This is a genomic window from Methylocaldum sp. 14B, assembly GCF_002005105.1.
Lineage (GTDB): Bacteria > Pseudomonadota > Gammaproteobacteria > Methylococcales > Methylococcaceae > Methylocaldum.
The window spans coordinates 16,904-30,191 of sequence record NZ_MSCV01000014.1; the positions used below are offsets into that span (position 1 = coordinate 16,904).

13 protein-coding genes and 2 pseudogenes are annotated in these 13,288 nt (G+C 57.7%); 9 read left to right on the plus strand and 6 right to left on the minus strand.

Annotated features, from left to right (window positions below; genetic code table 11):
- Window positions 1-4: 4 nt before the first annotated feature.
- From B2A78_RS11895 to B2A78_RS11915, 5 genes are all read left to right on the plus strand, one after another.
- Complete coding sequence (locus tag B2A78_RS11895; protein ID WP_077730216.1) at window positions 5-1,348, plus strand: SCP2 sterol-binding domain-containing protein; 1,344 nt, start codon at window positions 5-7, stop codon at window positions 1,346-1,348.
- A gap of 517 nt (window positions 1,349-1,865) precedes the next feature.
- The gene (locus tag B2A78_RS11900; protein ID WP_205780760.1) at window positions 1,866-2,696 is read left to right on the plus strand and encodes a phosphate ABC transporter substrate-binding protein; all 831 of its coding nucleotides are present in this window, start codon (window positions 1,866-1,868) and stop codon (window positions 2,694-2,696) included.
- Window positions 2,653-3,531, plus strand: a complete 879-nt coding sequence (gene pstC, locus B2A78_RS11905; protein ID WP_077730217.1) for a phosphate ABC transporter permease subunit PstC — start codon at window positions 2,653-2,655, stop codon at window positions 3,529-3,531. Before B2A78_RS11900 ends, pstC begins: the two co-directional genes overlap by 44 nt.
- Window positions 3,524-4,396 carry a phosphate ABC transporter permease PstA gene (pstA, locus tag B2A78_RS11910; RefSeq protein ID WP_240502502.1) on the plus strand — a complete coding sequence of 291 codons (873 nt, stop codon included), beginning with the start codon at window positions 3,524-3,526 and terminating at the stop codon, window positions 4,394-4,396. Before pstC ends, pstA begins: the two co-directional genes overlap by 8 nt.
- The gene (locus B2A78_RS11915) at window positions 4,393-5,259 is read left to right on the plus strand and encodes a phosphate ABC transporter ATP-binding protein (protein ID WP_077730218.1); all 867 of its coding nucleotides are present in this window, start codon (window positions 4,393-4,395) and stop codon (window positions 5,257-5,259) included. Before pstA ends, B2A78_RS11915 begins: the two co-directional genes overlap by 4 nt.
- Window positions 5,260-5,595: 336 nt before the next feature.
- Here B2A78_RS11915 and B2A78_RS11925 read toward each other — a convergent pair whose 3' ends face one another.
- Window positions 5,596-5,901 (minus strand): helix-turn-helix domain-containing protein, encoded by a 306-nt coding sequence (locus tag B2A78_RS11925; RefSeq protein WP_168175403.1) that lies wholly within the window; start codon window positions 5,899-5,901, stop codon window positions 5,596-5,598.
- A gap of 181 nt (window positions 5,902-6,082) precedes the next feature.
- Here B2A78_RS11925 and B2A78_RS11930 point away from each other — a divergent pair, with 181 nt between their 5' ends.
- On the plus strand, window positions 6,083-6,997 hold the full coding sequence (locus B2A78_RS11930) for an SRPBCC family protein (RefSeq protein ID WP_077730221.1): 915 nt from the start codon (window positions 6,083-6,085) through the stop codon (window positions 6,995-6,997).
- A gap of 124 nt (window positions 6,998-7,121) precedes the next feature.
- Complete coding sequence (locus tag B2A78_RS11935; protein WP_168175404.1) at window positions 7,122-7,613, plus strand: SRPBCC family protein; 492 nt, start codon at window positions 7,122-7,124, stop codon at window positions 7,611-7,613.
- Window positions 7,614-8,352: 739 nt separating this feature from the next.
- Here the strand turns inward: B2A78_RS11935 and B2A78_RS11940 are convergent.
- Window positions 8,353-9,099: a DUF547 domain-containing protein gene (locus tag B2A78_RS11940; RefSeq protein WP_077730223.1), complete on the minus strand. Its 747-nt coding sequence runs from the start codon at window positions 9,097-9,099 to the stop codon at window positions 8,353-8,355.
- A 227-nt stretch (window positions 9,100-9,326) separates the two neighbouring features.
- Between B2A78_RS11940 and B2A78_RS11945 the strand changes: the two genes are divergently transcribed.
- Window positions 9,327-9,896, plus strand: coding sequence for a sigma-70 family RNA polymerase sigma factor (locus B2A78_RS11945; protein WP_168175405.1), 570 nt, complete (start codon window positions 9,327-9,329; stop codon window positions 9,894-9,896).
- A gap of 1 nt (window position 9,897) precedes the next feature.
- Complete coding sequence (locus B2A78_RS11950; RefSeq protein ID WP_077730224.1) at window positions 9,898-10,107, plus strand: zf-HC2 domain-containing protein; 210 nt, start codon at window positions 9,898-9,900, stop codon at window positions 10,105-10,107.
- Between the two features lie 129 nt (window positions 10,108-10,236).
- On the opposite strand, the pseudogene B2A78_RS25670 reads toward B2A78_RS11950, so the two are convergent.
- The 4 genes and pseudogenes from B2A78_RS25670 to B2A78_RS11970 form a co-directional block, all read right to left on the minus strand.
- A pseudogene (locus tag B2A78_RS25670) lies at window positions 10,237-10,371 on the minus strand (IS256 family transposase); the annotation flags it as partial.
- 591 nt (window positions 10,372-10,962) lie between these two features.
- Window positions 10,963-11,334: pseudogene (locus B2A78_RS11960) on the minus strand (transposase); the annotation flags it as partial.
- A 128-nt stretch (window positions 11,335-11,462) separates the two neighbouring features.
- Window positions 11,463-12,152: a dienelactone hydrolase family protein gene (locus B2A78_RS11965; protein WP_077730226.1), complete on the minus strand. Its 690-nt coding sequence runs from the start codon at window positions 12,150-12,152 to the stop codon at window positions 11,463-11,465.
- A gap of 14 nt (window positions 12,153-12,166) precedes the next feature.
- Window positions 12,167-13,252 (minus strand): hypothetical protein, encoded by a 1,086-nt coding sequence (locus B2A78_RS11970; RefSeq protein ID WP_077730227.1) that lies wholly within the window; start codon window positions 13,250-13,252, stop codon window positions 12,167-12,169.
- Window positions 13,253-13,288 lie beyond the last annotated feature (36 nt).

The following is a 13,288-nucleotide window of genomic DNA, read 5'->3' on the forward strand; positions in this document are numbered from 1 at the left end:
ATACATGATGAATCTCGATGAACACCCCACTGTCAGGCATTTTCGTGAAGCCGATCCAGCGGCGGAAGAGGCGATTGGCGGGCGAGTACTGGAAGCATCTTGGTTGCGCCGACTGGCGTCGGAAGCCGGCGCGGACGACGCCGGTTGCATAGGGATTGGCCGGTCCGAACTCGACGCACAACGAGCGGACATCCTGCGCGTCTTCCCGTGGGCAAAGACCCTCTTGAGCTTCGTCTGCCGCATGAACCGGGAGAACATCCGCAGTCCTGCCCGTTCCGTCGCCAATCTGGAGTTCCACAATACGGGCGACGAGATCAACGAGGTCGCCCGGCGAATGGTCAGGGTTTTGGAGCAAAAAGGCATCCGTGCGATCAATGGTGCGATGGGATTTCCGATGGAGGCGGATCGCTGGCCCGGCAAGATGTGGGTGGTGTCGCACAAGCCGGTAGCCGAGGCGGCAGGTCTTGGGCGCATGGGTATCCATCGCAATGTCATCCATCCCCGGTTCGGCAACTTCGTTCTTCTCGGCACGATCATTCTGGATGCCGAGATCGACGAGGAGTCGCATCCCATTGACTACAACCCCTGCCTCGAATGCAAGCTCTGCGTTGCCGCCTGTCCCGTGGGTGCGATCGGAGCCGACGGGCATTTCGACTTTTCGGCCTGTTACACCCACAACTATCGGGAGTTCATGGGCGGATTCACCGACTGGGTCGAGGCCATCGCCTCGAGCGCAAACGCCAGAAGTTACCGACAGAAAGTCTCTGATGCCGAGTCCGTTTCCATGTGGCAAAGCCTTTCTTTCGGGGCGAATTACAAGGCTGCCTATTGTCTGGCGGTGTGTCCGGCGGGCGATGACGTCATCGGACCGTTTCTCAATGACCGGAAGGGCTTTGTCAAAGACGTTGTGCGCCCCTTGCAGGACAAGCAGGAAACCGTCTACGTCATAGCCGGCTCCGATGCGGAAGGCCATGTGGCCCGCCGTTTTCCGCATAAAACCGCCAAACGCGCCAACAACAGCCTAAGGCCAACCTCGGTGCCGGCCTTCCTGAAGGGACTTCCTAATGTATTCCAAAGAGGGAAATCGAAAGGCCTCAATGCCACCTATCACTTTACTTTCACTGGCGGCGAGAAAATCGAGGCCACTATCATCATTCGTGACGAAAAACTCCAGGTGCTGGAAGGGCATAGCGGCCGTCCGGATTTTCAGCTGAAGGCCGATAGCCGCACTTGGCTTAAATTCCTGGCAAAGGAGAAGTACCTCGCCTGGGCGCTGATTCGTCGAAAAATTCGGTTCAAGGGACCACCGGGGCTGCTGTTGGCGTTCGGCCGTTGTTTTCCTGCGTAAACCCAAGCCGATTACGGCGACAACCGGCTCGCGGCGCTGGCGTACAACGCCTCGCGGAAGGACAATCGGTACGCCTGCCGGAGAATATTGTGTCGCTCCGGAAAGGCGATGGCGCCGAAGTCGCTCGCCGCTTTCAAGTATTTGGTCGAAAACGGACATTCTTATGAAGGCAAACATTCCAAGCCTAAGAGAACTCCGGTCACGTGCTAGCCGGTGAGTGCAATCCGGCAGTAGTGTGCCATGAATGCATGATTCTGCGGCGGCCAAGTGGTGCTGGCCGAAACGGCCGCGGATGGAGGCGTTTGCTGATCGAACAGCTTGTAAGGAAGTGGAATTTGTCTCGACTAAATGTCACGCGTAAACAGCAGGCTCACGAGAACCGCTGCGGCGGAAACTCCTATCGCAGAAAGAAGTTCGTGCGCTTGCCACGAACCTGATTCCCCTTGCCGCGCTTCATCGGACAAGTCGATGATGCGGTAAGTTTGTGATTACATACTTTTCACAGGACCCGACACTTATGCCGCGCCTATCCTTGAATCGCTATTTGAGCGCTCTCTCCGTCATGCTGCTCGTCGCGACAACAGCCTCGATTCCGCAGGCGGCCGAGCGGAAGCTGGTGTTGACCGGCTCCAGCACGTTAGCGCCGCTTGTGGCGGAGATCGGAAAACGTTTCGAGCAGGAAAACCCAGGCGTGCGCGTGGATGTGCAGTCGGGCGGTTCGTCGCGGGGCATCGCCGATGCCCGCTCGGGGCTGGCCGATATCGGCCTGGTGTCGCGGGCGCTCAAGCCCGACGAGCAGGACCTCAAAAGCTTCACCATCGCGCTGGACGGCATCACTCTCATCGTGCATAAGGACAATCCGGTGCAGACCCTGACCGACCCGCAGATCGTCGACATCTACACCGGCAAGATTACCCGCTGGCGTGCCGTGGGCGGGGCCGACCGGCCCATTACCGTGGTCAACAAGGCCGAAGGCCGCTCGACTTTGGAGTTGTTCCTGCATCACTTTCAGCTCAAGAGCGGCGACATCACGGCCCACGTGGTCATCGGCGAAAACCAGCAGGGTATCAAGACCGTTGCCGGCAACACGAGTGCTATCGGCTACGTTTCGATCGGCACCGCCGAATACGAGGTCTCTCAGGGCGTGCCCATCAAGTTGCTGCCCATGGCCGGGGTTGATGCATCGGTGGAGAATGTGCGCAATGGCCGGTTTCCGCTGGCCCGGCCTTTGAATCTGGTGACCAAGGCCGAGTCTGAAGGGCTGGTCCGGCAGTTCATCGACTTCAGCCGCTCGGAACGTGTTCATGATTTGGTCGAAGCACAGTATTTCGTCCCCCTCGCGCACTGACGCGCGCCTCGCCGGGTGGCTCTCGATCGCGGCCGGACTGGCCGCCGCGGTTCTGGTGCTGATCGTGCTGTTTCTGCTGCACGAATCCTGGCCCGTACTAAATCGGATCGGGTGGCTCCGCTTTTTGACCGATGCGGCCTGGCATCCTTCCGAAGGGCTGTTCGGCCTCGCCCCCATGCTCTGGGCGACATTGGCGTCCAGCACCGGGGCGCTGGTGCTGGCGGGGGGCTTGGGCGTGGCTTCGGCGCTGTTCTGCCGGTTTTACGCCCCGCCATCCGCCGCCCGCCCGTACCGGCGAATGGTGACCTTGCTCGCCGGGATTCCCTCCGTCGTGTTCGGGCTCTGGGGCTTGACCGTGCTGGTGCCGCTGATCGCCCGCTGGCAACCGCCGGGGGCCAGCCTTTTGGCGGGCATCCTCATTCTGACCCTGATGATCTTGCCCACTGTGGCCCTCACCGCCGATGCCGCGCTGGCGGCGGTGCCCAAGGCATACCTGCACGGTGCGGCGGCGTTGGGGATGTCGCGTTCGGGAACGATTCTTCGCGTGGTGCTGCCGGCGGCGCGGAGCGGCATCATCGCGGGTCTGCTGCTGGCGGCCGGGCGAGCTCTCGGCGAAACCATGGCCGTACTGATGGTTGCCGGCAATGTGGTGCAAACGCCTCATAGCCTGTTCGACCCGGTGCGTACGCTGACCGCCAATATCGCTCTGGAGATGGATTATGCCACCGGCGAGCACCGTGCGGGACTTTTCGTGTCCGGGTTGGTTCTGTCTGGGATGATCATCCTGCTGGCGGTTGCCGCGCTGCGGTTCGGCGGAGCGCGTTCACATGTTTGAGGCGGGACGGTTTGCCATGGTTCGCGGTCGGGTGCTTGAGCCGCTGATGACCTTGGCCGTCTGGGGCTCGGCGCTTCTGGTGGCGGGCGCTTTCCTGTGGCTGGTGGGCGATTTGCTATGGCATGGTGCCGAGCGGCTGTCCTGGGCTTTCCTGTCGTCATCGCCGCTGAACGCCGGTAGGACCGGGGGTATCGGCCCTATCCTGGTTTCCACACTGCTGATCCTGGGCGTGGCCGTCGCCGCCGCAGTGCCGCTGGGACTGGCGACGGCGGTGCTGCTGACGGAGTTTCTCCGTCCCCGCAGTCGGTTCGGGCGACTCGTCGGCCTGAGCCTGGATGTGCTCGCCGGGGTGCCTTCCATCGTTTTCGGGCTGTTCGGCAATGCTTTCTTCAGCGTCTTTCTGGGGCTGGGCTTTTCCATCCTGTCCGGCGGCCTGACCCTCGCCTGTATGGTGCTGCCCATCCTCATCCGCACAGCGGAAGCCAGCCTGCGCGCCGTGCCCGACGATTGGCGGCTGGGCAGCGCCGCGCTCGGCTTGTCGCGCACCGCGGCGCTTCGCCATATCCTGCTGCCGGCGGCATCATCGGGCCTCGTGGCCGGACTGCTGCTGGGCGTCGGCCGAGCGATGGCGGAAACGGCGGCGCTGATCTTCACCAGCGGCTATGTGGATCGTATGCCGTCCTCGCTCTTCGATTCCGGCCGCGCGCTGTCCGTCCATATTTACGACCTGTCGATGAACGTCGCCGGCGGCGACGGCAATGCCTACGCCTCAGCGCTGGTGTTGATCGGCCTGCTCATCCTGATCAACGGCACGGCCTTGTATCTGGCGGAACATTGGCTAAACCGAAGGATCATAGCTCCATGACCCAAACTCTCGACCGACACAGCGGCTGTTCGCCCAGTATCGATGCCGGCACCTACACCGTCGGTCCATTGCAATCCGGCCCGCCCTGTTGTGTGCCCGAACCCCTGATCCGGGTGACGAATCTCTCCGTAAGCTACGGCGATCACCCAGCCCTGAAGGATGTAACGCTGGATATCTACAAGGGCTGTATCACAGCGTTGATCGGTCCATCCGGGTGCGGGAAGACGAGTTTTCTGTCTGCGCTCAACCGGCTGACCGACATGATTCCGGGCTGCCGAGTCGAGGGCGGCATCCGTATCGGCGGCCAGGATATACTCGCCCCCCGCCTAGATGTGTCGGCGCTGCGCCGGGAGGTGGGTATGATCTTCCAGAAACCGAATCCCTTTCCGCTGCCCATCCGCCGCAACATCGAGATGCCGCTGCGTGAACACGGCATGAAAAAGCGCGCCGATCTGGACGAAACGCTGGAACGGGTGCTCACCGATGTGGGCCTGTGGGCCGAGGTCAAGGATCGGCTCGACAAGCCGGCCTTGGCTCTGTCCGGCGGTCAGCAGCAGCGCCTGTGCATCGCCCGTGCGCTCGCTCTCGCGCCTTCCGTGCTGCTCATGGACGAGCCCTGCAGCGCCCTTGATCCCATCGCTTCCGGCATCGTAGAAGATATGATCGCCCAGTTGAGGGGACGCTATACCGTGGTCATCGTTACCCACAACCTGGCTCAGGCAAAACGAATCGCCAATTACGCCGCTTTCTTCTGGTTGCGGGAGCGGGGCGGGACTCTCGTCGAATTCGGCCACTGCCGGCAGATCTTCGAGGCTCCGGCGCATGATCTGACGGCGGCTTATGTGAGCGGGATGCGGGGGTGATGTCGATTCGTCACGGCGGTGAGCCATGCATCCACCGTTCGCGCACCTTGGCGATGAAACCCTCCCGGTTCTCCGTCATTTCGCGAATGACCCCGACCGGGGTCAATGCCGTTGAGTTTAAGGCGAAGGACGTCACCCCGGCAGGGAAGGGGCCGACTAAAGGCCCGTTTGCGATTGGAATGCCGGGGTCCAGAAGCCATGGATGGCAGAGGCGTGTCACTTCCCTGTGCTCTGGATTCCGGCACAAATTCGCAAGGAGCGAATTTGGACGTGCTAAGCACGGTCCGAAGGACGAGCCCCAGGGAAGGGGCGAGCAATCCCTGCCGGAATGACGCCTTAACTTAACGGCATTGCGACCGGGGCGAGGTCCGTGCCTTTCTCCGTCAGGCGGTAGAGGTATCGCCTGGCATCGGAGGGATCGCGCTGCTTCGCGACGATCACGGAGGATTCGAGTCGTTGCAGCCTATCCGACAGGATATTGGTCGCAATTTTTTCACCCGCGTTCGGAAACTCGTTGTAGGTCTTGCGTCCGAAGAACATCAGATCACGCACGATCAGCAGCGACCAGATGTCTCCCACAGCTTCGAGCAGGATGTTGATCGGGCAGCCCGAACGCCGCCCGGCAGGCGCTTTTTCTCTCATGAATCGAGCGTACGCAAAACGCTTGCACGTCACAAGCCAACTGCACATACTTGCAACGTGCAAGCGATTGTCAATCACAGCGCCGGTCGCCAGCTCATGGGAGCAGGAGCACAAAGCCCACTACATCTAAAGTTGGAGCCAAGAATCCATCCCTTGGTCATTCGTCGAAAGGAGATATTAAATGCATGCCGTTTTACCGCTTCGTTTGGCTTTGGCGGCGAACGCCGTCTTTTCACTTTCCTCCGCGCTGCTCATGCTCCTTCGCCCAGCGCTGGTGGGCGAGTGGCTTGGGATACATGCGCCAGCTGTGCTTCAAGTAGTCAGCATCGTCTTGGTCATCTTTGCTGCCGACCTGATCCATCAGGCAACGCGTCAGAGGATCGCAACGTGGCGCGCGCTTTATGCAAGTGCCGCCGATTTCTCGTGGGTAGTAGGCTCCATCGTTTTGTTGCTTGCCTTTCCCAGGCTGTTTTCACCTCTGGGCATTATTCTTGTTCTTGCCGTCGCTGGCGCGGTATTTGTCTTCGGCGCTTGGCAGCTTTGGGCCGTTGGCCGGGCTCACAGGACAGGAAAAAATGGCGATTATCGCCATTGCATTATCGTTGAAACCAATGTACCCGTTGCCCAAATGTGGCCGATTGTGGGCAATATTGGCGACATCAAGAAGTACATGCCGTCATTGAAGCGCTCCGTTGTCCTGGAAGGAAAAGCACCTGGTGTTGGGGCTGTCCGATCTTGTGAAGATCACGCGGGCAAACGATGGTCCGAGGAATGTACTGAATTCAATCCCGGCCACAGTTTCGCCGTGCGCTTTCTTTCAGAAGCTCCGGATTTTCCGTTTCCGGCAAAAACGATGTGCGGCGGATGGAAAATCACACCATCGGACGCTGGTTCGCAAGTCATGGTGTGGTGGGAATTGATGCCGAAGAACAGGTTGCTTGCACCGGTCATCCTTCCTCTGCTGGCCTTTCAGGCCGACCGCGATTTCCCAAAGATCATACAGCGCATGGCTGCAAGCGCTTTAGGAAAGAGTAACGAAGTTCACTTGCAATCGATCCCCAAAGTAATGGCGCGTCTTCTGCCGAATTTTTGTTAATCTGGGCTATCCATCTGAAATGACGCCCGACCCATCATTTCACCGGACCTGCGCGAAAAGCGGCGCAGGTCCGGTGAATTCAGGCATTGGTCGTCAACCATTCCCGATCGCAAAAGGAGGTTACATGATTAAGCTGTCCACTTCTGTATGCATCAACGCTCCTGCCTCGGTCGTGTGGGAGAGGCTCGCAGCTTTGGAGGACATACAGCTATGGTCAGAGCCTGTACTCCGTGCCACATGTGATGGACCGGTCGCCCGCGGTGTTGGCGCGGAGCGCACCTGCGAATTGGCGGGAAAGTTAACGATCAAGGAGCGTTGGATCGCATGGGACGAAGGGCGGGCCTTCAAGTACGAAGGGTTTGGAATACCGTTCGTTAAGCGAGCAAGCAATGTTTGGTCGGTACATCCGGACGGCGCGCAACAGGCTTTGCTGGTGTCGGAAGCCGAAATTGAGCTGAAGGGCGGTCTAATTGGAACGCTCCTTGAGCCAGCTATGCTTGCCAGAATGCGAAGAATGGGGGCACAGTCACTCGCATCCTTCAAGTATTTGGTTGAAAACGGACACCCTTACAAGGGCCATCATGCGGACCTTCCGCCTGCTCCCACCGGGTGTTAGCGGTGCACGAACGCCGCAAGAAACACCCAACCCGGCGTTCGAGAGGGGCGCTACGCTAGAGGGCTTCCTGCGAATGGGAGCCACAGCGAGGCACAGCGGCTTGGTCCAGGAATTCCCGGTGTGTTGCGGGAAGGGAGAACATCGGCCAGTTTTTCTGGACCGAGAACCTGTACTGTTCGAGGCCAACAGTGGAGTAGGTCGGCAATCCTTTGCCGACGAACTCGTTGGCCCAACTGCACCTCGGGAAGGGCGGCTTCGGCGCTCCAATCGCAAACGGTCATCCCAGGAGCGCTGGGATGACCCTTCCAATCGCAAACGGCCTAGCCGGGAGCGTCGGCCAGCCCCTTCCCCGGATGACCGTTTGCGATTGGAGGGGTCGCGGCTAAAGCGACCGTTTGCGATTGGGAGGGATTCCCGACCTACTCGCGAGTGCCCGTACAGTAGGTATGAAAATGCTCTAATGTTTATACCGATATAGTGAAAGATGGTCGGTAGCCGACTGGCTGGACTGATCCGGCACTATTGGGGCGAACTGCTGTTTGCCGGAGACTTGTGATGTCTGCCGTCGTGGCCAAATAAATGCTGAGGCAGGGGGCGTTCGACAGAACAGATGAATCCATTCCATGTCGTTTCAATCAAAGAGAACACTGATGACACTCGAGACTCTGGCACGGACCCTCTCCGCAGCGTTCTCGTTTTCGCGCTGCTGGACAATGATCTCAACTCCGCTGTTTGGGCGTCATTCGCCGTTCAGCGTCCAGTCATAGGGCAGATTGGCCTTGATCTCCAAGCCTTGCGGCAAGTCCGGGCGATAAGTCCGGATGAATGCCTCGACGCCGCCCTTCTGTTCGAAATCCTCGCCGAACCAGTCGAAGATTTTTGATACCCTTACCGCCGTTCCCTCTACCCGCAGGCCCTTGGTGGGATTATTCAAATAGCTGGCGCTGGCGGAGTCGAGCTGCATATTCAGCTTTGCCGCGGTATAGGGTTCCGGATGTAAATCGGGGCAGCTTTTCGAGGCGCAGACGATGGCCATGTGGATGCGCGGCTCGCCCAGTCTGCGCAGGATGTCGTTCTCGATCTCGTCGAGGCTCAGGGCATTGCCGCCCACATTGCCGACCGGGCGCTTCCACACCGGATTGAGGAGATTGCCGACATCCTTGATGCTCTCAACCGGCCAGTGATCCAGCACGGTCTTGATGGCCAGAATGTTGTAAGCGTTGATGTAGAAGGCCAGCTTTTCCTCGCGGGACTTGAGATTGTCCACGGGAAAGGCAGCGATTTGTGCGATCGCCAGCGTGAACGCCGGATCGCTTTTCAACCCGGTGTAATTCAGCCATGCCAAACGAGTTCCGGCGACGGTGCGCTCGCTGAGGTGTCGCGCGAGAATCTGGCCGTAGTTGCTCCAGTCCGGTTCGGCCGCATACCCAATTCGGAAGGCCAGCGCCATGCTAAGGCCGAATAGGAAAAGCCAGTGCCTCGTCATAGATCGAGTCCTCTTACAATTGAAAGTTTGTCCCTTAGTCGCTGGCCGGGGCCGAACCTTACGACTGATTTGGCCGAAGAGTTCAAAAGTGCGTGAAATATACGTTTCCTTGCGAGGCGCGCATCGAGAAATTCCAGCCGGCTTGTTGCCCGCAAAGTGCAAAGGTTAAAGTGAAAAGGCACCAGAACAATGGCCCGAAGCGAACAAGAAAACCGAAGGGGCATGCCTTGACCGATGACACGCTGATACAACACCGCCCGATATTGTTCCGCTATGCGCTGCTGCATCTGCGTGATGCCGACTTGGCGGAAGACGTGGTGCAGGAAACCTTGCTGGCGGCCTTGCAGTCCGATGCCGGTTTTGCCGAACGCTCATCGTTGCGTACCTGGCTGATTGGGATCCTGAAGCACAAGATCGCCGACCAACAGCGTCGTGACGCACGAGAAACCCGTTTGTTCGAGCCGGACCGGGTTGGGGCGGACGAGGACATTGAGGAGCACTTGTTCAACGCCGAAGGGAGTTGGCACTCACCGCCCAAGGTCTGGTCGCATCCTGAAAATGCTCTGGAACAGGAGGAGTTCTGGCGTATCTACGAGTGGTGCCAGCAGAATCTGCCGGCGCGTCAGGCCGAAGTATTCATGCTCAGGGAACTGGTCGGATTGGAGCCGGAAGAAATCTGTAAGGAAGCTAACCTCAGTTCGACCAATTATTGGGTTACGTTGCATCGTGCCCGCATGAGATTGCGGGCATGTCTGGAAGCGCGGTGGTTCGGCAAACAGCAGACCGGAGATAAATAACATGCGTTCCTGCCGGGAAGTCAGTGAGCTGGTGTCCAAGTCATTGGACGTTCACTTGAGTCTGAGAGAGCGGATGGCAGTGCGGCTGCACCTGATGATGTGCAGGCACTGCAGCAACTTCAAGAAACAGATGTTGTTCCTGCGCCGGGCGGGTGCGAGTTATGTGGAGTATCTGGAAAAAACAAGCCGTAAAGAATCGGTCAAGCGCTAACGGCAGGATCGGAAGTGTCAGAAATTCTGTGTGTGAGGGGTTGAGCAACAGGATCAGCGGATCACTTGGTGAATCGTTCGTCGTAGAGTATGGCGAACTGGTTCATCGCCATCTTCCAGTCTTGTGCGGCACGCCCCGCGCCAAGTAAATGGCCTTGGTGCGGACCACCGCGTGCTCGACCATGACGGCATCGATCACCGAGCTGATAAGCTCCAGACCGACCTCAACGCCGTATTGCTCGACCAGGAAGCCCTGAATCTCGCGCTTTAGAGCGTTTTCATCGCTGATGTACGGTCATAAGGGAAGCCGCCTTCGGCGGGCAGCCGAGTTTAAAGCGGGTCTAGCCCCGCAGGCGAGTTACTTTTGCAAAACCCATCCTTGGGGTTTGCCCGTCGGGTCAGCCTTCGGCGGTCCAAACTCGCTCCCGGCGAGTTTGTCTTTGCTTGCCCAAAGACAAATTTGTCGGGAACAAATTTGGACGCGCGGAGCGCGCCCGAAGGGTTTGCGCCAGGATAGGCGTAAATCCAAAGTAACCCAAAGAAAGGGCACCCGGATGGCGCACTGATCCTGCGCATCGCCGCCTTGAGCCGGCGGCGATGCTCGGGCGCGCCATCCGGGAAAATACAGAAACGCCGTACACCCGATTAGAAAATGCTCTAAGTACATTCAGGAAAGTCCTACGGCATACGAACCGCTCATTGCGCAGAATTGCCAGGGATTCGATTGGATGGGTCGAAACACGCTGGGCGACTTGAAGTCATGCGGCCGTGGTTTCGAAACGTTCGTAGTACATCGCTTTGCGCGGAAGTATTCGTCGGCAATCCTTTGTCGACGTGTTGCACTCGCGTTCCGCGAAACTTTCTGGGATGTACTTAGTCTGCCATGGGCATACATCGCGATGATCTTGTCATCGAAGCCGGTAAAGCGTCGCTCCTGCTGCGGGATGAGTAATGGTTCGAAGCTGCCGTCGCGGTCTCGCGGCACTTTGATGCGCAGCGGACCCTCATCAATCAAAATCGTCTTGCTTGTGGCGCCGTTATGGTGATTACCTGCGTTTCTCGGGCTTGGCCCCAGTGCACGTTCGATCAGCGCCTTCTTGAAGGCCAAGGACGTGGCATTAACCGCTTCGGCACCCATAGGACCGGTCACGAACTGATCAATCAGTTCCTTCGGGATAGACGGCAACGCCGTCTCCCACACCGTAGCCTTCCTCGTCTTGCTTGGCATACATGCTCCCGGTTGTTAATAACATGATATGCCGCACACACAAAAATTCTGACAGGCTCGCGCATCGAGCAAATCCCGAAGCAAACCGGTTCACTTGTTGTAGAAATCGGTGGACAATCAACACTTGCTTAGAGGCCATTCTTAAAGAACTCCAAGGTGCGTTTGCGTGCGTCATCAAGATCCTTTCCCTGAAAGCCGTGTCCTGCTCCTTTGTAACGATGTACTACGAAATCGGTGCCTTCGGTTTTGCCCGTCCCTTTAAGCCGATTAATCAGGGCGTCTGTCTCGCCGGGATGCACAATTACGTCGGTTTCATCGCCATGATGAATTTGTAGCGGCGGAAGCTGCGCTACATCCCCGGAGAGTGGAATTGATACGGTTGGACCAAAAAACTCCACAATCCTCTTGATCTTCACGACGCGCTGGGGCTTCATTGCTAAAGTCAACGCCCTATTACCACCCAGTGAGAAACCAAGTAACCCGATCCGGTCGGAATCCACGCTTGGGAGCCTTGACACGAGTGTAATGCCATCCTCGATCGCCATATTCCATTCATCTCCGTGGTCCTTCACCAGTCTCGTGATAGCAACAGTTGTTTCCATGCCTGGTTGTGTTCCTGTGCGATCAAAATAACTTGGAATAAACGCAACAATCCCTGCACTCTGGAGTCCTTTGGCGAAAGTCCGAATATCGTCGCCCCATGGGGGCAACATGCCAAACGTTCCTGGCAGAATGACCACGGCAGGATTTTGGCCTGTAGTATTTGGGACAAAAGATTCGAACTTGATGTCCTGACCACCGCTCTTGTAGGTTTCCATTGTTAACTCACTTGTTAATTAAGCGGCACCCACCCGACGTGTGCTTTCGTAAAACGGCACATATCATCGGCCTCACCGGCCATTAGGCAAGGGGTGTGTCCAATAGCCGCAAAGGGGTTATTCAAGCAATTTCCGTTAACAGCTCCGAACGGGCCAAATGTTTGTAGCGGATTACAGCTTCCGTACTCATCCGGGGCATTGAACAAATGACAGATCTCGTGGGCTATGACACGGTCGAGATTCTCAGGCTGAACGATCAATGAAGCCCTATCGAACTGCAGGAGTAATCTGCCAGAGGCGGCATACGCGAAATGCGCAGCCGAGTATTTGCTCAGCAGCACGACTATCGATTGCCGAGGTGCACCTGCTGGCCATTGGCGATTCATTAGATTTGCGCGGTATGCATCAATACCGGGTAATCCGGCCTGAAAACCGATGGCTTGTAACGCAGGATCGCGCCATAACGACTCTCTTGCTTCGTAATCGGCGAATGTCGCTGTACTGGGATCTGGCACTGGTCCCGGCACGGTCGCTGGGTTGAGTGATAAGGCGATTCGCCGCTGTTCCGCCACGAAAACCAGTTTCGCCGATGACGGCGCATTTCTGTAAAGAATTTCGAACCCCTGGATGAGTGCCAGTGTTATATCCAGAAATTCCGAAGAAGTGATTTGCGCCGTAGACCCTGCTAGGCCATCAACAATCAGGATGCCGACAGCAATATCTCCTGTTAACGTCATCATCGGTTGTGGTGAACCGAATGCACTTACTGTCTGGCACGTGATCGAAGTATTCAGCCATTTGAGTGCCCTTGATGCAAGCTTGTCGAGATATACAGGATCGAACAACCGGTTCCATGCCTCGAGCCAAGTAATCGCTTCCGGTGCTATCGGCAATGTCTGTGGATTTGCTATAGGGCCAGTAGATAGCGCTGCCACCGACGGACTACTAGCAATGCTCGCTACCAGGTTATTGGGTACGTCGACGACTGCCCCCACACCGTCCACCACCAAGTGGGGCGCGAGATCGGGAAATGCAGAGAAAATCTGTTGTAATGCAACCATCGGTAAATTTGCGGGAATTACTAGCATTGCCTTTGCCATAGTTTCTCCTCTACTAGAAAAATTGTTATTTTCAGT